Raw genomic sequence first — 21,875 nt, forward strand, 5'->3', positions numbered from 1 at the left:
GTTCAAAAGCAAGCGGGCGAGGGACTTGCGTCCTCGCCCGCTGCGGCGCCCCTAACGCGGATCGCCCGGCAACACAAGCTGGGCAGCGGGCGGGCAGGCGATAGGCTGCCTCGCCAAAGGGAGAGATCATGCGCCACCTGTTGCTCGCCGCCGTCTTCGTCGCCACTCCGGTCACGGCGCAGGAGGTGGTCACCGTCATTCACGCCGGCCGCCTGATCGTGCGCGCCGACCGGCCGGTGGGCGGACCGGCGACGCTGATCGTGCGCGGCGGCAAGGTGGAGAGGGTCGAGCAAGGGCACACGCCGCCCCCCGCCGGGGCGACGCTGATCGACCTGCGTGCGATGACGGTGCTGCCGGGGCTGATCGATGCCCATGTCCATCTCTCGTCCGATCGCGCCGGGACGGAGGCGGCGCTGGCCGCCTTTACCGAGAACCGGGCGATGAACGCGCTGGAGGCTGCGATGAACGCGCGCAAGACGCTGGAGGCGGGGTTCACCACGGTGCGTAACCTGGGCGATGGCGGCGGCGTGACGCTGGCGCTGCGCGACGCGATCGCGCGGGGCTGGATGGTTGGGCCGCGTATCCTCGACGCGGGCGAATCGATCTCGACCACGTCGGGCCACATGGATGGCAGGCTCAGCCTGACCGACGATGTCGTCGAGCGGCTGCATGCGCCCGAGAACCTGTGCGACGGGGTAGAGGATTGCCGCAGGGCGGTGCGTCGGCAGGTCGGTCGCGGTGCCGACGTCATCAAGATCGCCACCACCGCCGGCGTCAACAGCCCGATCGCGGCGGGGCTGGGCCAGCAGATGTTCGACGACGAGGCCAAGGCGATCGTCGACACGGCCAAGCTGTACGGCAAGAAGGTCGCGGTCCACGCCCATGGGGCCGATGGCATCGCGCTAGCCTTGCGCGCAGGCGCGCATTCGATCGAGCACGGGACGCTGCTGACCGATGCGGAGGTGGCGCTGTTCCGCCGCACGGGTGCTTACTATGTGCCGACGCTGTCGACGGTGAACGGCTATCTGGAGCGGATCGCGGCCAATCCGAATGCCTATGCGCCGGCGGTGCGCGCCAAGATCGATTGGCGGATCGGCATCACCGGCAAGGCGCTGGAGAGAGCGGTCGCGGGCGGGGTCAAGATCGCGTTCGGCACCGATGCCGGCGTGTCCAAGCACGGACGCAACGCCGACGAGTTCGGGCTGATGGTCAAGCACGGCATGACGCCCGCGACCGCGCTGACGGCCGCGACGATCAACGCCGCCGAGCTGCTCGGGCTGTCCAGCGAGATCGGGACGCTGGAAGCGGGCAAGGCGGCGGACATCATCGCGGTGGCGGGCGATCCGCTCGCCGACGTGACGGTGCTGAAGCAGGTGCGCTTCGTGATGAAGGGCGGGCAGGTCGCCAAGCGGCCATAGGAGCGGGAGGTCCGAACCTCCCGCTCCCGCGGCGCTTAGCGGATGGCGTTGCCGATCACCGCGCCGATCAGGCCGCTGCCGATCGCGATCAGCACCGCGTCGTTCCCCGAGCGCACCCAGCGATGGCCGCGCGGCGGGGCATAGAGGCCGCGACCGCGATAGGTGCGATAGTCGATCTCACGATAGTTCTGCGCATAGCGGCGATCGAACCGCTGGCCCTTGCGCCAAGCACGGCCCCGGCTCTGGTTCTGGCGGACCACCGTGCGGGTGACCACCGTGCCGTTCGGGCGCTCCCGCACCACCGTCGTGCGCTGGCGCTGGTCGCGATACTGCTGCGCCTCGGCCGCGCTGACGGCCATCGGGCTGATCGCCACCGTGGCGGCGAGAACGCTGAGAATGATCTTCTTCATGGGTCTACTCCACTGCTGGCGCCTCTCGTCGGCGTCGAATGAGGAAATAGGAGACCCTTGTCGCAGGGCCTTGTTCCAGAAGGGCCGAATTGGTCGCAGAATGTGTCAGAACACGCGAGCGTGCTCACGTTGCGAAGCTGGACCGCCCGGCCTAACCGGACAAAACAGAACAAGGAGAGGCCTGTGCGCGCGTTCATCTTCCCGGGACAGGGCAGCCAATCGGTCGGCATGGGCAAGGCCCTGGCGGACGCCAGCGTCCATGCGCGCGAGGTGTTCCAGGAGGTGGACGACGCCCTGGGGCAAAGCCTGTCGCGGTTGATGGCCGAAGGACCGGCGGACGAGCTGACGCTGACCGAGAATGCGCAGCCCGCGATCATGGCGAACGCTATCGCAACGCTGCGGGTGCTGGAGCGCGAAGGTGGCCTCCGGCTAGCGGAGAAGTGCGACTATGTCGCCGGGCATTCGCTCGGCGAGTACACTGCGCTGTGCGCGGCGGGGGCGCTGGACCTCGCAACCACGGCGCGATTGCTGCGGACGCGCGGGCTGGCGATGCAGGAGGCGGTGCCGGTCGGCGAAGGGGCAATGGCGGCGCTGCTCGGCTGCGACCTGGAGCTGGCGCGCGTCATCGCCGGTGCGGCGGTGGACGCGATCCTGGCAGAGGGTGGAGCAGAGTTGATCTGCACGGTCGCCAACGACAACGATCTCTCACAGGTGGTGATTTCCGGCCATCGCGCTGCGATCGAGCGGGCGGTGCCGCTCGCCAAGGAATTGGGCGCCAAGCGCGCGGTGCTGCTGCCGGTGTCGGCACCGTTTCACTGCCCGCTAATGCAGCCCGCCGCCGAAGTCATGGAGAACGCACTGCTCGGCGCCGATCTGCGCGCGCCATTCGTGTCCGTGTTCTGCAACGTCGACGCGGCGGCGATCGCTTCGCCAGGCATGATCCGCGTGGCGCTGGTCCAGCAGGTCACCGGCATGGTCCGGTGGCGCGAGTCCGTGTTAGCGATGACGGCGGCGGGCGTGACGGAGTTCGTCGAATTCGGCGGCAAGGTGCTTGGCCCGATGGTCAAGCGGATTGCACCCGACGTGACCGTCACCGGCGTCGTCTCCATGGATGACATCGAGGCGCTCTCCAGGACGCTCTGAAGGAGAATGAGCATGTTCGATCTTACAGGCATGACCGCCCTCGTCACCGGCGCGTCCGGGGGCATCGGGTCGGCCATCGCCCACGCGTTGGGGGGTCAGGGAGCACGGTTGGCGGTGTCGGGGTCCAACGCCGACAAGCTGGAGCGCTTCCGTGCCGGGCTGGGAAGGGACCATGTCGCGCTCGCCTGCGACCTGTCGGATGCGGGGCAGGTCGACCGGCTGGTGCCGCAAGCGGTAGAGGCGCTCGGCAGGCTGGACATCCTGGTCAACAATGCCGGGGTCACGCGCGACAATCTCGCGATGCGGATGAAGGACGATGAGTGGGACACGGTCATTCGGGTCAACCTGCAGGCGGCGTTCCGGCTGATCAGGGCGGCTGCCAAGCCGATGATGAAGGCGCGGTTCGGGCGCGTCATCTCCATCACCTCAGTGGTTGGCGCAACCGGCAATCCCGGACAGGCCAACTACGCGGCGTCCAAGGCGGGGCTGGTGGGGATGTCCAAGGCCGTCGCCCAGGAACTCGCCAGCCGCAACATCACCGTCAACTGCATTGCGCCCGGCTTCATCCGCTCGGCGATGACGGATGGACTGCCTGACGCGCAGAAAGCGGCGCTGCTCACCCGCATCCCTGCCGGCGACCTGGGCAGCGGCGAGGATGTTGGGGCGGCGGTGGTTTACCTCTCCTCGCGCGAGGCGGGTTACGTCACGGGGCAGACGCTGCACGTCAACGGCGGCATGGCGATGCTGTGATCCGGCGGCAGGTCGGGGCCCAGGCACGGTCAAACCACGCTTGCTTCGCAACCACCTGCGTTCTACCGACGTTCAGAAACTTCCAAACCCAAGAGGGACAAGAGCATGAGCGAGACCGCCGACCGCGTGAAGAAGATCGTCGTCGAGCACCTCGGCGTCGAGGCCGAGAAGGTCACGGAGGACGCGAGCTTCATCGACGATCTCGGCGCGGACTCGCTCGATATTGTCGAGCTGGTGATGGCATTCGAGGAGGAGTTCGGCGTCGAGATCCCCGACGACGCCGCCGAGAAGATCTCGACCGTCAAGGACGCGATCAGCTATATCGACGAGCATAAGGGCTGAGCCTACGCTCGGTAGAAGATCAAGCGGCTCCCGCCCGGCAACGGGTCGGGAGCCGTTTCTGTTTGAACGCAGAGGAATAAGCGCATGCGTCGCGTCGTCGTCACCGGCCTCGGCCTCGTCACCCCGCTGGGCGCGGAGGTGGAAACCGCCTGGAAGAACATCATCGCGGCGAAATCGGGCGCGGCCACGATCACGCGGTTCGATGCGACCGAATTTCACAGCAACTACGCGTGCGAGGTGAAGCCGGCGGGCCACGAATACGGCTTCGATCCGGGCAAGCGGGTCGACCACAAGGTGCAGCGCCAGGTCGATCCGTTCATCGTCTATGGCATCGACGCGGCCGGCCAGGCGCTCGAGGATGCCGGGCTGACCGACATGACCGAGGAGGAGCGCTATCGCGCCGGCGCGTCGATCGGTTCGGGCATCGGCGGCTTGCCCGGCATCGAGAGCGAGTCGCTGGTCCTGCACGAGAAGGGGCCCAAGCGGGTGTCGCCGCACTTCGTCCATGGCCGGCTGATCAATCTTATCACCGGTCAGGTGACGATCAAATACGGACTGATGGGGCCGAACCATGCGGTGGTGACGGCATGTTCGACCGGCGCGCATGCGATCGGCGACGCGGCGCGGATGATCGCGATGGACGACGCCGACGTGATGCTGGCGGGCGGCGCGGAGGGCGCGATCTGCCCCATCGGTATCGCCGGCTTCGGCCAGGCGCGCGCGCTGTCCACCGGCTTTCGCGACGAGCCGTGGCGCGGCAGCCGCCCGTATGACAAGGACCGCGACGGCTTCGTCATGGGCGAGGGCGCGGGCGTCGTCGTGCTGGAGGAATATGAGCGCGCCAAGAAGCGCGGCGCGAAGATCTATGCCGAGGTGATCGGCTATGGCCTTTCGGGCGACGCCTACCACGTCACGGCGCCGCACCCGGAAGGCTCGGGTGCGTTCCGAGCGATGCAGATGGCGATGAAGAAGTCGGGCCTGGCGCTGTCCGACATCGACTATGTCAACGCCCATGGCACGTCGACGCCGCTCGGCGACGAACTGGAGCTGAACGCGGTGCGGCGGCTGTTCGGCGATGCGATCGGTTCGCTGTCGATGAGCTCGACCAAGTCGGCGATCGGGCACCTGCTGGGCGGCGCCGGCGCGGTGGAGGCGATCTTCTGCATCCTCGCCATGCGCGACGGGGTGGCGCCGCCGACCCTCAATCTCGACAATCCGAGCGACAATTGCGTGGGCGTCGACCTGGTGCCGCATCAGGCGAAGCAGCGGCCGATCAAGGCGGTGTTGAACAACAGCTTCGGCTTTGGCGGCACCAACGCGTCGCTGGTGATGCGGGCGATCTGATGCACGCTGCCCCTTCCGCGGCGCTTACTCCTTCCCCGGCGTACGCCGGGGCCCAGTCCCGGGCGTCAGTCTGGGCCCCGGCTCGCGCCGGGGAGGGATAGAAGCATGCGCAAGCTAGGCTGCTTCGCGTTGATGGCCGTGCTGGTCGCCGCGGTCGCGCTGTTCGTCGTCATCCAGGGCTGGGGCGGGGCGGGGCCGAACCCGCGGACACTGACCTTTCAGGTCGCGCAGGGCGCGTCGCTCTCGTCCACCGCGCGTGAGCTCGAAAAGGCCGGCGCAATCGACTCCGCCAGCCGCTTCCGCCTGCTCGCCCGGCTGTTCGGTTCGGGCGCTCCGATCAAGGCGGGGGAGTACCGCATTCCCGCGAAGCTGAGCCCGGCCGACATCCTCAAGATGCTGCAGGGCGGCAAAACGCTGCAGCGGCTGGTGGTGGTGCCCGAAGGCTGGCCGTCGGTCCTCGTGCAGGACGCGCTCGGTCGGGCGCAGGGGCTGACCGGCCCGGCGCCGCTGCCGGCGGAGGGCGCGGTGTTGCCCGACAGCTATGCCTTCCAGCGCGGCGACACCCGCCAGAGCGTGGCGGATCGGATGGAGGGAGCGATGCGGAGCTACCTTGCGCAAGCCTGGGCCAAGCGGAAGCCCAACATCGCCGTCAACACCCCGCAGGAGGCGATCATCCTCGCCTCCATCGTCGAGAAGGAGACCGGCAAGCCGTCGGAACGGCGGCTGGTCGCGGCGGTGTACAGCAATCGCCTGCGACGCGGCATGCCGTTGCAGGCCGATCCCACGGTCATCTATCCGATCACCAAGGGCCGGCCGCTCGGCCGCCGCATCCTGCGCTCCGAGCTCGACGCGAAGAACGGATATAACACCTATGCCAGTGCCGGCCTGCCGATCGGGCCGATCGCCAATCCCGGCCGCGCGTCGATCGACGCGGTGCTAGACCCCGAGCAGAGCCCGGCACTGTATTTCGTCGCCGACGGCTCGGGCGGGCATGTGTTCGCGAACACGCTGGCCGAGCACAACGCCAATGTCGCGAAGTGGCGCGAGTTCAGGCGGGTGAACGGGATTTGATCGGTCGGTCCTACGCGGACGAAAGAGGACTAGGCAGGATATCGTTGCGCGAAGGCTGCCGCCGCGCCGAACAGCCCAGGCTGCGGGTGGGTGACGAGCTTGACCGGCAGGGTCGCCATCAGGTGCCGGAAGCGCCCCTTGGCGAGGAAGCGCTCCGGAAAGCTGGAGCTGGGCAGCCGGTCTTTCAGCCGATGACCGAGACCGCCGGCGATCACCACCGCCTTGGCGCCCTGCGCCAGCGCCAGGTCGCCGGCCACCGCCCCCAGAATGCCGCAGAACCGCTCCATAGCCATGACGGCGATCGGGTCGGTTCCGTTCAGTGCCGCCTGCCATATCTTGCGCTCGCCCGCGGGTGGAGGGCTCAGGCCCCGGTCGGCCGCGAGTTGGGCATGAAGCGGTAGGATCGAGGGTCCGCCGCAGACCCGCTCCACCGAGACACGCCCGAACTCTGCGCGGAGCCGCGCCACCAAAGCATCCTCGAATGAGTCGGCCGGGGCAAAGCCGATATGGCCGCCCTCGGTCTCGATCACGTCGTAGCAGCCGGCGCCGCGCACAAGCTCGGCGCATCCCACGCCGGTGCCCGGGCCGCAGATGGTTATGACGCCGCCCGCAGGCAGCGGCGTGTCGGGGCCGCACAGATGCTGGAAGCCGGCCGAGTCCAGATGCTGCACCGCATGCCCGACGGCGCCGAAATCGTTGATGAGGAGGTGGGTGTCGACCCCCAACGCGGTGCGGAGCGCATCGTCGTCTAACGACCAGATGTCAGAGGTCAGGCCCCCGCTCGCGGCACCGGAGGACGAGGCGACGCCCAGTGCGGCGGCACGGGGGAGGGGGCGGCCGAAACGCGCGCCTGCCGCGCGCCATGCACTGTCCAGGTCGTCGTACTCGCGGGTGTCGAGCGTCACCGGCTCGCCGAGCCGGATAACCTTTCCGTTCGCGACTTCCGCCATCGCGAAGCGAGCGTGGGTGCCGCCGATGTCGGCCGCGACCAGCTCGGTCACGGGGCCCAGTGAATGTCCACCGGCAGCTCCACCTCGGCGAGCACCCGCCCGATTGGATAGGGGGATGATTCCCCCTGCTTGATCGCGTCCTCCAACACCTTGCGCTTCGCCGCGCCGGCAATGATGATGGTCAGCGCCTTGGCGGTGACGATGCCCTGGCGTGACAGGGTGACGCGCGCGACCGGCGCCTCCGGCGGCAGCGGATCGGGCATGACGCCGAGCGCGCGGCGCTCGCGCGGACCGGACAGCGCCTCGTCATAGTCCGCGCCGGGGAAGATCGACGCGGTATGGCCGTCCTCTCCAATCCCGAGCAGGCAGAGGTCGAGCGGCCAGTGCAGATCCTGCATCAGCGCGTCGGCGGAGCGCCCCGCCGCCTTGTGGTCCGTAGTCGCCTGCGGAACGATCGGCATGACGCGGGCGCCCTTGGGGATGAAGGTCTTGCCGATCATCGTCACGTTCGACAGCTTGTCGCCCAGCGGCACGATGCGCTCGTCGGTGGGGATGATCGTCACCCGCTTCCAATCGAGCTTGGCGGCGGCGAGCTTCGTATAGGCGGCGCTGGGCGTGTTGCCGCCGGCCAGCGCGATCACTGCGGTGCCACGGGCGTCGAGCGCCGATTCAATCACGAATTGGAGATCGCCAGCGACGGCGGCCGCGAGCTCCTCCGCGTCGTCATATTCCCACCACTCTACTTCGATCATCGTATTTCCTTGTTCAGTCGCACGCGCAAAACCCGCTCCCACAAACATCGGAGAGGGTTAGGCTCAATCATCTTGCCACGTCACGCCATCGCGCTCGGTCAGCGCAATCGCGGCCGATGGTCCCCAAGTGCCCGCCGGATAGCTTTTCGGCCTCACCCCGTTGGCCGCCCAGCCGGCGCGGATCGCATCGGTCCACGTCCATTGCGCCTCCACCTCGTCGCGCCGCACGAACAGCGTCTGGTCGCCCTCGATCAGGTCGAGCAGCAGGCGTTCATACGCGATCCGTCGCCGCGCGCCCTTGAACTCGGCGTCGAGGCTGAGGTTGAGCGGCACCTCGCGCAGGCGGACACCGTCACGGTCGAGCCCGGGCTCCTTGGCCATCACCAGCAGCTGGACATATTCCTCCGGCTGCAGGCGGATCACCAGCGTGTTGGGCTGCAGCAAGCCGCCGCGACCGACGAACATGGAATGCGGCACCGGCTTGAACTGGATCGCGATCTCGCTCCGCCGGGTGGTCATGCGCTTGCCGGTGCGCAGGTAGAAGGGGACGCCCTGCCATCGCCAGTTGTCGACGTGCGCCTTGACCGCGACGAAGGTCTCGACGTCGGACTCCTTGCCCAGCTCCTCGTCATAGCCCTTGACGATCTCACCCTTGACGGCGCCGCCGATATACTGGCCGGTGACGGTGGTCGCCTTGACGTCCTCGGCGGTCATGAGCCGCAGCGAGCGGAACACCTTTGCCTTTTCGTCACGGATCGCGCTCGGCTCATAGCGGGCGGGCGGCTCCATCGCGACCAGGGCCAGTAGCTGGAGGATGTGATTGGTCATCATGTCCCGCAGCGCGCCCGCGCTCTCATAATAGCCGGCGCGATCCTCCAGCCCGACCGTCTCGGCGATGGTGATCTGGACATTGTCGATCCCGCGCGCGTTCCAGACGGGCTCGAAGAAAGAATTGCCGAAGCGCAGCGTCAGGATGTTCTGTACCGTCTCCTTGCCCAGATAGTGGTCGATCCGGAAGATCCGATCCTCCGGGAAGACGGCGGCCACCGTGTCGTTGATCTCGCGGCTGGAGGCGAGATCATAGCCGAGCGGCTTTTCCAGGCCGATGCGCACCGTGGAGCCGGCGAGCCCAACCTTGTGCAGGCCCCGCACCGCCGGCTCGAACAGAAAAGGCGCGGTCGACAGGAAGATCGCCAGGCCGCCGGAAACATCGCCGACCTTGTCCGCCAGTGGCTGGAACGTCGCCTCGTCCGACAGGTCGGCGGGCTGATAGGTCAGGCGCTGGAGGAAGTCGGTGATCGCCTCCTCCTGCTTGCGGTCCGCGGGCAGGAACTCGTCCAGAGCCTTACGCGCGAAGTCGCGATAGCCTGCGTCGTCGAGCGGCTGCCGCGCCGAGCCGACGATCGCCAGCCCTGCCGGCAGCAGCGCGTCGGCATGAAGTCCATAGAGCGAGGGCAGCAGCATCCGCTTGGCCAGATCGCCCGTCGCCCCGAACAGGAGCAGTTTCGCCACCGGATCGCGCTGCATCACGGGCTCCTACAGGATCAACCCGGCGAGCGGATCAAGCCCGGCCATCAGGTTCAGGTTCTGCACCGCGGCACCACCGGCGCCCTTGCCGAGATTATCGAGGGTGGCGATCAGCCGCGCCTGCGTACTCGCGGCGTCCGTCGCGACATAGAGGTCGAGCCGGTCATTGGGTGCCTCGGCGGTGGCGATCAGCAGCTCGTCGGGCATGACGTCATGTACCCGGATCAAGGGTCGATCCTCGAACGCAGCGCCTAACGCGTCGAGCAAGGCCGCGCGCGACGGCTTGCCGGCGAGGGTGGCTAGGTGCAGCGGCACCTCGACGATCATGCCCCGGAACGCGCGTGTGACGCTCGGGGCAAAGATCGGCGAATGGATAAGCCCGGCATGGACCCGCATCTCGGGGACATGTTTGTGCTCCAGGCCGAAACCATAGCCGCGCAATGCCAGCCCCGCGTCCGCCTCGAACCGCTCAATCAGCGCCTTACCACCACCGGAATAGCCCGACACCGCGTTGACGGTCAGGGGCCAATCAACAGGCACCAGTCCCGCGCGCACCAGCGGTGTGATCAAGGCCAGAAAGCCGGTCGGATAGCAGCCGGGATTCGAAACGCGGGACGACGCTGCGACGTCGAAGCCGAGCTCGGGGAAGCCATAGGTCCAGCCGCCCGCCACGCGATGCGCGCTCGATGCATCGATGACCTTCGTATCCCCGTCGCCGATCAGCGCCACCGCCTCTCTCGCCGCCTCATCGGGGAGGCAGAGGATAGCGATATCGGCATCGTTGAGCGCCTCGGCCCGCGCCCGAGCGTCCTTGCGCCGCGCATCGTCGAGGACGATCAGTGCCAGGTCCGCGCGGGTGCCTAGCCGCTCGCGGATTTCCAGCCCGGTGGTTCCGGCCGCGCCGTCGATGAAGACGCTGACCGTCACGCCAGTTCTAGCGCGGTACGGTCGCAATACCCCACCAGCCCCGGCCCCGGCGCAATCCCCCAGGCATAGCGCCCGGCCAATTCGAGCAACTCGAAGTGGGTACCCGCGGTCAGTTCCGCCACCGGTTCGCCGCCTTCGGGCTTGCTCAACAGCGGCGTGGCACGGCTGATCAGGCATGCCATCGGCTGTGCGTAATGCGGAGCGAACACCTGCTCCGCCAGCCGCACGTCGGCGAGATCGCCGCGGACCGCGTGGATGCGCGGATCGAGCCGCGCCGAAGGTCCGGTCAGCGCGAAGCTCGGCCGCGAGCCGGCCTCAAGCGGGGACGTGCTGGGGGGCCGTGTGCCCGAAGAGCGCGGGCCGGGGCTCGCCTTCGCCGATGAATTGCCCGAACTCTTCAAGAAAGGCCGCCCCCTTGGGTGTACGCGCGACGAAGATGTTGCGCTTGTCGCTGTCATCGCGCTGGCGGCGCAGATAGCCGAGCGCACCCAATCTGTTCAAGGCGCGCGTCACCACCGGCTTGGACACGTTGAGCGCGCGCGCGAGACCGCGCACGGTGTGGGGTCCGGGATCGAGGTAGACCACCATGAGTAGCGCCATCTGCCGGTTGGTCAGGTCGGGCTCCCCCGAGCGGACATAGTCGACCAGGGTCGTCATCCAGCTCGACAGGGTTGGGATCAAACTCGCCACGACGTTGCTGCTTCCGCATACAGGCCCCGTGCGGGGCTTGTTTCGCGATCATAACGCCTTGGCTAATGGCTAGTTTCCGACGTCGCACATATTGCGTCGAGGCGTTCCGGTTGATCGCCGGAACGCCTCCGCCTATGTCGCCGGTCTTCACCCGCATTACCCGAGGCCGTTCCAGCCCATGTTTCCGTTTTTGCTCGTCGTCCACGCGATCGTCGCCGCCGTCCTGGTGACGGTCATCCTGATGCAGCGTTCGGAAGGCGGCGGACTGGGCATGGGCGGCAGCCCGTCGGGGCTGATGTCCGCGCGCGGCGCCGCCGACTTCCTGACCCGCGCGACCGCAGTGCTGGCGAGCGTGTTCGTCGCGCTCTCCATCCTGCTTGCGGTGCTCGCCGCCAGCCGGCAGAGCGCGGCCATCGACACGTCGCTGGCCAGGAGCAGGGCGCCCGCGCCTGCTTCCAACGCGCCGATCGTCGGCCCGGGCGCGTTGCCGGCCGCGGCACCCAACGTCGCCGATCCGGCAGCGCCGCCGGCAAACGGCCAGGTTCCGCTCGGCCAGTAATCCACAGATTAAGAACGTAGAGGCGCGTCCTGCGGCGAGCAGGCGCTTGCCGTTCGCGCGTGTTCCCGACTAAGCGAGTCCTCCCATGGCCCGGTTCATCTTCATCACCGGCGGCGTGGTGTCTTCGCTGGGCAAGGGCCTGATGGCCGCCAGTCTCGCCGCGTTGCTTCAGGCGCGCGGATACAGCGTGCGCATCCGCAAGTTCGATCCTTATCTGAACGTCGATCCTGGAACGATGAGCCCGTATCAGCATGGCGAGGTCTACGTCACCGACGATGGCGCGGAGACCGATCTCGACCTCGGTCATTACGAGCGTTTCACCGGCGTCGCATCGCGCCAATCGGACAATGTGACGTCCGGGCGCATCTACAAGCAGATCATCGAACGCGAGCGCCGCGGCGACTACCTCGGCGCGACGGTGCAGGTCATTCCGCACGTCACCGACGCGATCAAGGCCTTTGCCAAGGCCGAGACCGAGGACCTCGATTTCGTGCTGTGCGAGATCGGGGGCACTGTCGGCGACATCGAGTCGCTGCCCTTCATCGAGGCGATCCGGCAGCTCAAGAACGAGGTCGGGCGCGGCAACGCGATCTCGATCCACGTCACCTTGGTACCCTATATCTCCGCCGCCGGCGAGCTGAAGACCAAGCCAACCCAGCATTCGGTGCGCGAACTCGCGGCACTTGGGGTTCAGCCCGACGTGCTGGTGTGCCGCTGCGAACACCCGCTACCGCCGTCCGAGCGCGCCAAGATCGCGCTGTTCTGCAATGTGCCGGCCGCCGCCGTCATCCCCGCGCTCGACGCCAAGAGCATCTATGCGGTGCCGATGCAGTATCACGCCGAGGGGCTCGACTCCGAGGTGCTGCGCGCTTTCGGCATCGAGCCCGGCGCGGCGCCGGACCTCGGCCGCTGGGTCGATATCGTCGATCGTCTGACCAACCCGGAAGGGGAGGTCACGGTCGGTGTGGTCGGCAAATATGTCGGGCTGCAGGACGCGTACAAGTCGCTGAACGAGGCGCTGGTGCATGGCGGCATCGCCAACCGGGTGAAGGTCAACATCCGCTGGATCGACGCCGAGCTGTTCGAGGGCGAGCAGGCGCAGGTCGCCGCCGCGCTGGAGCCCTGCCACGCGATCCTCGTTCCCGGCGCGTTCGGCGAGCGTGGCGCAGAGGGCAAGATCGCCTCGGTACGCTTCGCCCGCGAGCGCCGCGTACCGTATTTCGGCATCTGCTTCGGGATGCAGATGGCGTGCGTCGAGGGCGCGCGCGACCTCGCCGGCATCGCGGCGGCGAGTTCGACCGAGTTCGGCCCGACCCCCGAGCCTGTGGTCGGGCTGATCACCGAATGGATGGGGCGCGACGGCCTGGAGAAGCGCGAGGCGCAGGGCGACCTCGGCGGCACGATGCGGCTGGGTGCCTATGAGGCGCGGCTCGACGGCAACTCGGTGGTGTCGAGCATCTATGGCGGCACGGCGATCACCGAGCGTCACCGCCACCGCTATGAGGTGAACACCGGCTACAAGGCCGCGCTCGAACAGGGTGGCCTCGTGTTCAGCGGCATGTCGCCCGACGGTACGCTGCCGGAGATCGTCGAGCGGCCGGACCATCCGTGGTTCGTCGGCGTCCAGTTTCACCCGGAGCTGAAGAGCAAACCGTTCGACCCGCATCCGCTGTTCGCGAGCTTCATCGAAGCGGCGGTCAAGCAGAGCCGGCTGGTCTGAGCTTTACCGCATCTTCACCATGATCCGGCATCGCTGGTGGTGCTCGCCGCTCGGCTGAAGCGCGGCCGGAGGGGAGGGGATGTTCGCTTACGATCGCCGGCCCCAGATCGGCTGGATGACGCGCGCGTTCGTAACGGCGGCTATCCTGGTCGTTGCGGCTACCCTGCTCACGCTCGCCTTCCTGCCCCGACCGCTGACCCCCGATGTCACCGGCCAGCTCTGGATCGCCGATCAGCTCCGCCACGGCGCCCGCCTGTATCTCGACATCAGCGAACCCAATCCGCCGCTGTGGTTCTGGCTGGCGATGCCGATCGACGCGATCGCGGACACGGTGCGGGCAAGAGCCGCCGACGTGCTGATCGTCGCGATAGGATGCGTGACGATGCTCAGCCTCGCCACCTGTGCGAGATTGGGCTCGGTCCGGCGGTTGTTGCTCGCCTATGCCGCGGCGATCCTCATCATCATGCCGATGCGCGACCTCGGGCAGCGCGAGCAGCTGACGCTGATCCTGTCGCTACCGTACATCTTCCTTGCAGCCATGCGCCGGGAGGGGATGGCCCTGCCGCTGTGGCTGGCGCTCCTTGTCGGGGTTCAGGCCGCGCTGGGCTTTGCGCTCAAGCACTATTTCGTCGCCGTGCCGGTGCTGCTCGAACTATGGCTTGCCGTGTCCCTTCGCCAGCGATGGCGCCCGCTGCGGATCGAGACGCTTACCCTCGCGGCCGGGGCCGTCGCTTACGCCGCCGCCGTGCACGTCCTGACGCCCGAGTTCCTCACCGCCTCTGTGCCAGCAACGATGCTGGCCTATCCGGCCGCGAGCACACCCGAGCTGCGCTTCATGATCCGTCCCGCGCAGCCGATCTGGGCGCTCGTGATCCTGGGCATCATCGGCTTGCGCCGATCGAGCGGGCGGGCGCTGCCCTCCTTGAGTGTCGCGTTCTTGCTCGCCGCTGCAGGCTTCGCGACGGCCTGGCTCATCCAGCTCAAGGGTTGGCCATATCACAGCATCCCGACCACCGGCTGCCTCGCTCTCGCGCTGGTGGCGTTTGCGTTTGGTGGGGCAGGGGATCGGGGGCTCCGACTCGGCGTGCTCCCGCTCGCCGGGTTGATCTTGCCACTCCTCCTGTTCGCCATCCCGACGCAGTGGCGCCCGGACGCGCGAACCGACATCGCGCCGGCCTTTGTCGGGCTCGGGGAAGGCGATGTGGTCGCGGTTATCGCCAGGGAGGGCTGGACCAGCTGGCCTGGTCTCGCGAACCGCGGCCTGCGCTTCGCCGGCCAGGGCGGGTCGCTGTGGATCCTGCAAGCCGTTGACGGCAATGAGGCAGGCGCCCGCGATCCGCGCATCGCGGAGCTCGGTCGGCAAATGGTGCGCAAGACCGCGCACACGTTCCGGTGCCTGCCGCCTCGGCGCGTCGTCTTCTATCCGGGCCGGGTGCCCGACATAGTCACCAGCGCGGCCGATAACCCACGGCGCTATTTTCTTCAGGGCGCTGACTTCGCGAGGGTGATGGATCACTATCGACAGGTGCCGACCACAGGCCTGTTCGACGCCTTCGAACAGGTCCGCCCGCTTGCGCCGCCCGTTAGAGGTCACTGCCCTCGGCGACCCTGAAGCGGTTAAAAGATGAGGAGCGCCCGTCCGTTCTCGGTGCGGGCGCTCCCCTGTACGGCTAATGACGACTTAGGCGGCCTGCGCCTGATCGTCGGCCTTGTTCTCGACCGCGGCGAGCGGCGTGCCGGTCTTGATCGCCACCGTCTTGGGCTTCATCGCCTCGGGCACCTCGCGCACCAGGTCGACAACGAGCAGCCCGTCGTTCAGCCGGGCGTCCTGCACCAGCACGAAGTCGGCGAGCTCGAAGCGGCGCTCGAACGAACGGTTGGCGATGCCGACGTGGAGGAAGTCGCCGTTCGGCGCCTTCTCGTCCTTGCGGCCGGTGACGAGCAGCAGGTTCTGCTGCGCGGTGATCTCGATCTCGTCACGGGTGAAGCCGGCCACCGCCAGCGTGATGCGGTAGCGGTCTTCGGCGACGCGCTCGAGGTTGAAGGGAGGATAATTGTCGCTGGTCGCAGCCTTGGCGCTGGTCTCCAGCAGGTCGAAGAGCCGGTCGAAGCCGATGGTCGAACGGCGGTAGGGGGTCAGGTCCAGACGCATGATCAAATCCTCATCAGAGCGAGTTGACAATGGGGCCGCCCGCCGGAGCCGGCGTCCCACGCGGCCCTTCAGAGGCGCCGCGCGGCGAGGAAATGGGATCGCATTCCGTAGCGTCAAGAGGAGTTCAGGCCCCGATCTCGCAATTTTTCGAAGCGACTAAAGCTGCCCTTCACGCCCCCCAACATTCGCCTCCGCGCATTTCCCATCGAACGAGTAGAGGTTCGGCTCTCCTGATCGCGGAGCCTTCCATGTCGCTGACGCTAGCCCTGTTGCTCGCCGGACAAGCCGCGGGTGCGTCCGCGCCGGTCGACCAGACCGCCGGTCCGCCTGCTCCGCAAGAGGAGGTCACCGGCCGTCTGGGCACCGCCCAGCAAGGCGGCGGCGACGTGGTTGTGACCGCGCGGCGACGGGCCGAGACGGTGCAGCGTGTGCCGATCGCGATTTCGGTAATCGGCGGCTCTGCCATCGCGGAGACCGGCGCTTACAACGTCAACCGGATCACCCAGCTGCAGCCGTCGTTGCAATTCTATTCGACCAACCCGCGCAACTCGGCTGCCAACATCCGCGGTCTGGGCGCGCCGTTCGGCCTGACCAACGACGGCATCGAGCAGGGCGTCGGCATCTATGTCGACCAGGTCTATTATAGCCGCATCGCGTCGGCGACGTTCGACTTCACCGATACCGAGCGGATCGAGATCCTGCGCGGGCCGCAGGGCACGCTGTACGGCAAGAACACGACCGCAGGCGCGATCAACATCACCACGCGGCCGCCGAGTTTCGAGCCGGAGGCGCGCGCCGAGCTGTCGATCGGCAACTACGACTTCTTCCAAGGCAAGGCGTCGATCTCCGGACCGCTGGTCGCCGACACGATCGCGATCCGCCTGTCGACCTCCGTTACGACGCGGCGCGGGACGATCTACAATGTCCGCCAGGACGAATGGCAGAACAGCCAGGACAATCTGAGCGGCCGGGCCCAGATCCTGTGGCGGGCGAGCCCCAATCTCGACCTGACGCTGTATGGCGATTACAACCGCCAGAACCCGAACTGCTGCGTCCAATATTATGTGCGCACCGGTGCGACGCAGCGGCCGCTCAACCGGCAATACGCCGCCCTGACCGCAGCGCAGGGCTATGCCGTGCCGTCGACCAACGCGTTCGACCGGATCACCGATGTCGACACCGATTTGCGCGCCAAGCAGGAGTTGGGCGGTCTGTCGCTGGTCGGTCGCCTCGACCTGGGAGGGGCGGAGCTGACCTCGGTCACCGCGTGGCGGTTCTGGCACTGGGACCCATCGAACGACCGCGATTTCATCGGGCTGCCCATCACCACCGTGTCGGCCAACCCGTCGCAGCAGAGCCAGTTCAGTCAGGAGTTGCGGATCGGCTCCACCGGCGAGAACCGCGTCGACTATACCCTAGGCGCATTCTATTTCTATCAGACGATCGACACTCAGGGGCTGCAGGTGCAGGGCCCCGCGGCGAGTGCGTTTTTGCTCAATCCGACCAGCGTCGGCGGCCGCAACCCCGCGACGCTCAATGGACTGACCAGCACCAATACGATCGGCTTCACCAACACTAGCGCGGCGCTGTTCGGCAAGCTGACGTGGAACGTCAGCGAGCGCCTGTCGATTGCGCCGGGGCTGCGGCTGAACTATGACAAGAAGGACGGCGACTATGTCTCCGTCGTGCGCACCGGCGGCGGCGAGCTGGTGACCGGCGAGGCGCGCTTCGCCGACCAACGCGGGGTGCTGGCGCCGCAGAGCTATCAGCCCGCATTCGACAACTGGAACCTCTCGGGCGACATCACCGCCGCTTTCCGCGTGACGCCGGACATCAATGCCTATGCGACCTTCGCGCGAAGCTACAAGTCCGGCGGCATCAACCTGTCAGGCCTGCCGCTCGACCTCGCCAACAATCCGATCCTCGCGGCCGCGACCGTGCGGCCGGAAAAGGTCAACCATTTCGAGCTCGGATTGAAGACGCAGTTCCTGGACCGGCGCGCGACGGTCAATTTGGCAGCTTTCCGCACCGACATTTCCGATTATCAGGCGACGGTCACCAATGGGCAACTCGGCGTGCTGCGCGGCTATCTCGCCAACGCGGGCAAGGTGCGGACCCAGGGGATTGAGATCGACTCGGCGTTCCGTCCGACCGCACGGCTCAATCTGTACCTCAACGCCGCTTATACGGACGCCAAATACGTCCGCTTCGTCGACGCGCCGTGCCCGCCCGAGCTGTCGGGCGGCAGCGCCGCGTCGGCGACCAGCCCCGCGAGCCCGGCCGGGACGATCGGCGGCGCATCGCCGGCGAATTGCGACATCTCCGGACAGCGCCTGCCGGGCGTATCGAAATGGGCGCTGTCCTATGGCGCGGAATACGGCATCCCCGCGCAACTCGGTGGCCTCGATGGCCAATTTTATCTGGGTTATGACGGCAGCTATCGGTCCGGCTTCTCGTCCAACCCGTCGCCGTCGGCCTATACGAATGTCGCCGGCTACGCGCTCAGCAACTTCCGTGCAGGCTACAAGGTGCGGGACAGTTGGAACGTGTTCGGCTGGGTGCGCAACGCCTTCGACCGAGACTATTACGAGGTGCTGGCGGTGCAGTCCGGCAGCACCGGATTGGTCGTGGGGCAGCCGGGCGATCCGCGGACGTACGGGGTGACGGTGTCGCGCTCGTTTTGAAGGAAGTGCGGCGCGGCAAAGCCGCACCGTGACGTCGGACGGGTCGGCCCGGCCGCCCGCCGGCCGGTTGCGGCGCTGCTCGGCTGGGCCGCGCAACGGCGCGGACGTTGCCGCGCCTGCGCCACAACGCAAACGCCCGGGCCGCTCTCGCGACCCGGGCGCCTGCGTGACGATCGCTCGTCAGCCCCCAATCCTGGCTCCCCGCCCGCGCGCTTCGATCAGAAGCGGGGCAGGAGCGCCTGCATCCCCGAACCACGGCCATTGCCTGTGTCTCGATACAGCGCGGCTAGGTCCAAGCGACGGCCTTGTCACTAGCGGGCGCTACGCTCCCGTATCGATTGCGGCGACTCTGTGGCCGTCGCGCCACAGGGCTGGCGGTTGCCGCGCCGTCCCCCGCCCCCTAGAGCCCCATCATGCTGCTTTCTCGATATGAACGGATGATCGTCCGGCGCTATCTGCTGCCGGGCAAGGGGGAGCGGTTCATTGTCCTTGTCGCCGGCTTCAGCTTGGGCGCGGTGATGCTCGGCGTCGCGGCACTGGTGATCGTGATGAGCGTGATGAACGGTTTTCGCGCGGAGCTGTTCGACAAGATTGTCGGGTTGAACGGTCATGCCGTCATCCAGGGTGTCGGCGGCCGGCTGCCGAATTGGCGAGACATCGCCGAGGAAGCGCGGCGGACGCCGGGCGTCGTCCGCGCGACGCCGCTGATCGAACAGCCGCTCGCCGCCACCTATAACGGCCGCGCGGAGGCGGTGCTGGTGCGGGGCATGCGCGTCGAGGATATCCGCGCCAACCCGACGCTGAAGGGCAAGGTCGTCGCCGGCGACCTGGCGAGCCTGGCGCCCGGAGGCAACCGCATAGGTTTGGGTTCGCGGCTGGCCGAAAGCCTGGGTGCGCAGGTCGGGTCGGAGGTCTCGCTGTTCTCGCCACAAGGGCAGACGACACCGTTCGGCACCGTGCCGCGCATCGTCAGCTATCAGGTCGGGGCAATCTTCGAGATCGGTGTTTGGGATCTCGACAAGGCCTATGTGGTGATGCCGATCGAGGACGCGCAGACCTTGCTGCTCATGGGCGATCAGGCCGGGATGATCGAGGTGCAGACCACCGACGCCGACCGCGTCGGCGAGATCCTGGCGCCGTTGCAGCGCAGGATCGGCGGCGAGGCGGTGATCCAGGACTGGCGCTCGATGAACGCGCAGCTGTTCGGCGCGCTGGCGGTCGAGCGGGTGGCGATGTTCGTGGTGTTGTGCATCATCATCCTGGTCGCCGCCTTCAATATCGCGTCCAGCCTGATCATGCTGGTCCGCGCCAAGACCCGGGATATCGCCATCCTGCGGACGATGGGCGCGGGGCGGGGCGCGATGCTGCGCATCTTCATGACTGTCGGCACCTCGATCGGGGTGCTGGGGACCATCGCGGGGCTGCTGCTCGGCTTTTTCTTTCTGTTCTACCGGCAGGGCGTGGTCGGCATCGTGCAGTTCGTGACCGGCCAGAACCTGTGGGATCCGTCTGTGCGCATCCTCACCGAGCTGCCGTCCCAGCCCGACCCGGTCGAGATCACGCTGATCGTGGCGATGGCGTTGCTGTTCAGCTTCCTGGCGACGCTATATCCGGCCTGGAAGGCGGCGAATACCGATCCCGTGCAGGTGCTGCGCTATGAATGAGCCGGTCCTTGCCACCACCGGTCTGGCGCGGGCCTTCACCCAGGGCGGCGAGACGATCGAGGTGCTACGCGGCGTCGATCTTCAGGTCGCGCCCGGCGAGATCGTCGCGCTGCTGGGGCCGTCCGGCTCTGGCAAGTCGACGCTGCTGCAGGCGGTTGGGCTGCTCGAAGGCGGCTTCGCGGGGTCGATCCGCATCGCCGGCGTCGAGGCGGCGCAGCTTTCGGCCGCGGAGCGGACGGTGCTGCGACGCGACAAGCTCGGCTTCGTGTATCAATTCCACCACCTGCTGCCCGACTTCAGCGCGCTCGAGAACGTTGTCCTTCCACAGCTGATCGGCGGGCGCGCTCGGGCGGATGCGGACGCCCGCGCGGCCGAGCTGTTGACGGCGCTCGGCGTCGGCCATCGCCTCCAGCATCGCCCGTCCAAGCTGTCGGGTGGTGAGCAGCAGCGCGTTGCCGTGGCCCGTGCCCTCGCCAACCGCCCGGCGCTGGTGCTCGCCGACGAGCCCACCGGCAATCTCGACGAACAGACCGCCGATCGCGTCTTGGCAGAGTTCCTGCGCCTGGTGCGCGGCGAACGCTCCGCCGCGCTGGTCGCCACCCACAACGAGCGGCTCGCGGCCAAGATGGACCGGGTGGTGCGGCTGCACGAGGGCACGCTCGCGTGAACGTGTGGCGCGAGACCCCATCGCTGAGCGGAGAGCATGTGACGTTGCGCCCGCTCGCTGCCGACGACCTCCCTGCGATTGCCGCCGCCGCCGCGGAAGACGATTTGTGGGACACCTTCTACGCGGTGGTGGCGCAGTTGAAGCAGCCCGATCAGTGGCTGGCGTCGACGCTGGCACAGCGCGAGGCGGGGCGGGCGCTGCCGTTCACCGTGCTGGACGCCGTTGGCGAGATCGTCGGGACCACCCGGTTCATGCGCATGAGCGAGCGTGATCGCCGCGTCGAGATCGGCGGCACCTTCTACGCACGCCGGGTGCAGCGGACCGGCGTGAACACCCAGGCCAAGCTGCTGCTGCTCGGCCATGCGTTCGAGGCGCTGGAGTGCCAATGCGTGCAGATCCGGACTGACTGGCTCAACGGCAACAGCCGTCGCGCGATCGAGCGATTGGGCGCCAAGCTGGACGGGGTGCTGAGGGGGCATCAGCGGCTGCCCGACGGCCGCTTGCGCGATACCGCGGTCTACTCCATCCTCGACCGCGAATGGCCGGGCGTGCGCGACAACCTGCGCCTGTTGCTCAAGGGCGGAGGACGGCGATGACCGCAATCACCGACATGGAGGTGCGAGCAGCCGATGGCGGCGTCGTCAGCCTCGACACTTGGCGCGGCAAGGTGCTGCTGATCGTCAACACCGCGTCCAAATGCGGTTTCACCCCGCAATATGAGGGGTTGGAGCAGCTCCATCGCGACTATGGCAATCGGGGCTTCGAGGTGCTCGCATTCCCGTGCAATCAGTTCGGGGCGCAGGAGCCCGGCGACGCGGCCGAGATCGCGAACTTCTGCTCGCTGACCTATGATGTGACGTTCCCGGTGTTCGCCAAGGTCGACGTCAACGGCCCGGGGACCGACCCGCTGTTCCAGCGGCTGAAGGAGGCTGCACCCGGCGTGCTCGGCTCGCGCGGCGTGAAGTGGAACTTCACCAAGTTCCTGGTCGACCGTTCCGGCAATCCCGTGCGGCGTTATGCCCCGACCGTGAAGCCGGAGGCGCTAACCGCGGACATCGAGGCGTTGCTTTAGGCGTTTCCCGAATCGGCGGCGGCGGCCATGGTG

Annotated in this window: 22 protein-coding genes; 14 read left to right on the top strand and 8 right to left on the bottom strand. The window is 67.6% G+C overall.

Annotated features, from left to right (window positions below):
• Nucleotides 1–128 precede the first annotated feature (128 nt).
• Nucleotides 129–1,418 carry an amidohydrolase family protein gene (locus tag VFQ64_RS08765; protein ID WP_325102906.1) on the top strand — a complete coding sequence of 430 codons (1,290 nt, stop codon included), beginning with the start codon at nucleotides 129–131 and terminating at the stop codon, nucleotides 1,416–1,418.
• A gap of 35 nt (nucleotides 1,419–1,453) precedes the next feature.
• On the opposite strand, the gene VFQ64_RS08770 is transcribed toward VFQ64_RS08765, so the two are convergent.
• Nucleotides 1,454–1,828: an RcnB family protein gene (locus VFQ64_RS08770; RefSeq protein ID WP_325102907.1), complete on the bottom strand. Its 375-nt coding sequence runs from the start codon at nucleotides 1,826–1,828 to the stop codon at nucleotides 1,454–1,456.
• 183 nt (nucleotides 1,829–2,011) lie between these two features.
• On the opposite strand from VFQ64_RS08770, the gene fabD reads away from it, so the two are divergent.
• The 5 genes from fabD (at nucleotide 2,012) to mltG (ending at nucleotide 6,478) form a co-directional block, all read left to right on the top strand.
• Complete coding sequence (gene fabD, locus VFQ64_RS08775) at nucleotides 2,012–2,971, top strand: ACP S-malonyltransferase (protein ID WP_325102908.1); 960 nt, start codon at nucleotides 2,012–2,014, stop codon at nucleotides 2,969–2,971.
• Nucleotides 2,972–2,983: 12 nt separating this feature from the next.
• Nucleotides 2,984–3,721 (top strand): 3-oxoacyl-[acyl-carrier-protein] reductase, encoded by a 738-nt coding sequence (fabG, locus tag VFQ64_RS08780; protein ID WP_325102909.1) that lies wholly within the window; start codon nucleotides 2,984–2,986, stop codon nucleotides 3,719–3,721.
• Between the two features lie 105 nt (nucleotides 3,722–3,826).
• Nucleotides 3,827–4,063, top strand: a complete 237-nt coding sequence (locus VFQ64_RS08785; RefSeq protein ID WP_325102910.1) for an acyl carrier protein — start codon at nucleotides 3,827–3,829, stop codon at nucleotides 4,061–4,063.
• A gap of 84 nt (nucleotides 4,064–4,147) precedes the next feature.
• Nucleotides 4,148–5,407: a beta-ketoacyl-ACP synthase II gene (gene fabF, locus VFQ64_RS08790; RefSeq protein ID WP_325102911.1), complete on the top strand. Its 1,260-nt coding sequence runs from the start codon at nucleotides 4,148–4,150 to the stop codon at nucleotides 5,405–5,407.
• Between the two features lie 105 nt (nucleotides 5,408–5,512).
• Entirely contained in the window at nucleotides 5,513–6,478 is a 966-nt protein-coding gene (mltG, locus tag VFQ64_RS08795) for an endolytic transglycosylase MltG (RefSeq protein ID WP_325102912.1), read from the top strand.
• A gap of 29 nt (nucleotides 6,479–6,507) precedes the next feature.
• Here the strand turns inward: mltG and VFQ64_RS08800 are convergent, their stop codons facing one another.
• The 6 genes from VFQ64_RS08800 to VFQ64_RS08825 form a co-directional block, all read right to left on the bottom strand.
• Nucleotides 6,508–7,479 carry a glucokinase gene (locus VFQ64_RS08800; RefSeq protein ID WP_325102913.1) on the bottom strand — a complete coding sequence of 324 codons (972 nt, stop codon included), beginning with the start codon at nucleotides 7,477–7,479 and terminating at the stop codon, nucleotides 6,508–6,510.
• Complete coding sequence (pgl, locus tag VFQ64_RS08805) at nucleotides 7,476–8,180, bottom strand: 6-phosphogluconolactonase (protein ID WP_325102914.1); 705 nt, start codon at nucleotides 8,178–8,180, stop codon at nucleotides 7,476–7,478. The genes VFQ64_RS08800 and pgl overlap by 4 nt, the downstream gene beginning before the upstream one ends.
• Before the next feature lie 63 nt (nucleotides 8,181–8,243).
• Nucleotides 8,244–9,707: a glucose-6-phosphate dehydrogenase gene (gene zwf, locus VFQ64_RS08810; protein ID WP_325102915.1), complete on the bottom strand. Its 1,464-nt coding sequence runs from the start codon at nucleotides 9,705–9,707 to the stop codon at nucleotides 8,244–8,246.
• A 9-nt stretch (nucleotides 9,708–9,716) separates the two neighbouring features.
• Nucleotides 9,717–10,634: an N-acetyl-gamma-glutamyl-phosphate reductase gene (gene argC, locus VFQ64_RS08815; RefSeq protein ID WP_325102916.1), complete on the bottom strand. Its 918-nt coding sequence runs from the start codon at nucleotides 10,632–10,634 to the stop codon at nucleotides 9,717–9,719.
• Entirely contained in the window at nucleotides 10,631–11,035 is a 405-nt protein-coding gene (locus VFQ64_RS08820) for an SH3 domain-containing protein (RefSeq protein ID WP_325102917.1), read from the bottom strand. The genes argC and VFQ64_RS08820 overlap by 4 nt, the downstream gene beginning before the upstream one ends.
• The gene (locus tag VFQ64_RS08825; RefSeq protein WP_325103428.1) at nucleotides 10,950–11,291 is read right to left on the bottom strand and encodes a MarR family transcriptional regulator; all 342 of its coding nucleotides are present in this window, start codon (nucleotides 11,289–11,291) and stop codon (nucleotides 10,950–10,952) included. The genes VFQ64_RS08820 and VFQ64_RS08825 overlap by 86 nt, the downstream gene beginning before the upstream one ends.
• A gap of 211 nt (nucleotides 11,292–11,502) precedes the next feature.
• Here VFQ64_RS08825 and secG point away from each other — a divergent pair, with 211 nt between their 5' ends.
• The 3 genes from secG to VFQ64_RS08840 all read left to right on the top strand — a co-directional run bounded on the left by secG (nucleotide 11,503) and on the right by VFQ64_RS08840 (nucleotide 15,215).
• Nucleotides 11,503–11,883 carry a preprotein translocase subunit SecG gene (gene secG, locus VFQ64_RS08830; RefSeq protein ID WP_325102918.1) on the top strand — a complete coding sequence of 127 codons (381 nt, stop codon included), beginning with the start codon at nucleotides 11,503–11,505 and terminating at the stop codon, nucleotides 11,881–11,883.
• Nucleotides 11,884–11,968: 85 nt separating this feature from the next.
• On the top strand, nucleotides 11,969–13,603 hold the full coding sequence (locus tag VFQ64_RS08835; protein WP_325102919.1) for a CTP synthase: 1,635 nt from the start codon (nucleotides 11,969–11,971) through the stop codon (nucleotides 13,601–13,603).
• Between the two features lie 79 nt (nucleotides 13,604–13,682).
• Nucleotides 13,683–15,215, top strand: a complete 1,533-nt coding sequence (locus VFQ64_RS08840; protein WP_325102920.1) for a hypothetical protein — start codon at nucleotides 13,683–13,685, stop codon at nucleotides 15,213–15,215.
• A 69-nt stretch (nucleotides 15,216–15,284) separates the two neighbouring features.
• Here the strand turns inward: VFQ64_RS08840 and VFQ64_RS08845 are convergent, their stop codons facing one another.
• Complete coding sequence (locus VFQ64_RS08845; protein WP_325102921.1) at nucleotides 15,285–15,755, bottom strand: Hsp20 family protein; 471 nt, start codon at nucleotides 15,753–15,755, stop codon at nucleotides 15,285–15,287.
• 248 nt (nucleotides 15,756–16,003) lie between these two features.
• Here VFQ64_RS08845 and VFQ64_RS08850 point away from each other — a divergent pair, with 248 nt between their 5' ends.
• The 5 genes from VFQ64_RS08850 to VFQ64_RS08870 all read left to right on the top strand — a co-directional run bounded on the left by VFQ64_RS08850 (nucleotide 16,004) and on the right by VFQ64_RS08870 (nucleotide 21,842).
• Nucleotides 16,004–18,439, top strand: a complete 2,436-nt coding sequence (locus tag VFQ64_RS08850; protein WP_325102922.1) for a TonB-dependent receptor — start codon at nucleotides 16,004–16,006, stop codon at nucleotides 18,437–18,439.
• Between the two features lie 413 nt (nucleotides 18,440–18,852).
• Nucleotides 18,853–20,103 (top strand): lipoprotein-releasing ABC transporter permease subunit, encoded by a 1,251-nt coding sequence (locus VFQ64_RS08855; protein ID WP_325102923.1) that lies wholly within the window; start codon nucleotides 18,853–18,855, stop codon nucleotides 20,101–20,103.
• Nucleotides 20,096–20,770: an ABC transporter ATP-binding protein gene (locus VFQ64_RS08860; protein ID WP_325102924.1), complete on the top strand. Its 675-nt coding sequence runs from the start codon at nucleotides 20,096–20,098 to the stop codon at nucleotides 20,768–20,770. Before VFQ64_RS08855 ends, VFQ64_RS08860 begins: the two co-directional genes overlap by 8 nt.
• Nucleotides 20,767–21,366, top strand: coding sequence for a GNAT family protein (locus VFQ64_RS08865; RefSeq protein WP_325102925.1), 600 nt, complete (start codon nucleotides 20,767–20,769; stop codon nucleotides 21,364–21,366). The genes VFQ64_RS08860 and VFQ64_RS08865 overlap by 4 nt, the downstream gene beginning before the upstream one ends.
• Nucleotides 21,363–21,842: a glutathione peroxidase gene (locus VFQ64_RS08870; protein WP_325102926.1), complete on the top strand. Its 480-nt coding sequence runs from the start codon at nucleotides 21,363–21,365 to the stop codon at nucleotides 21,840–21,842. Before VFQ64_RS08865 ends, VFQ64_RS08870 begins: the two co-directional genes overlap by 4 nt.
• Nucleotides 21,843–21,875 lie beyond the last annotated feature (33 nt).

The sequence above is a fragment of the Sphingomonas sp. genome (assembly GCF_035714405.1).
Classification (GTDB): Bacteria; Pseudomonadota; Alphaproteobacteria; order Sphingomonadales; family Sphingomonadaceae; genus Sphingomonas.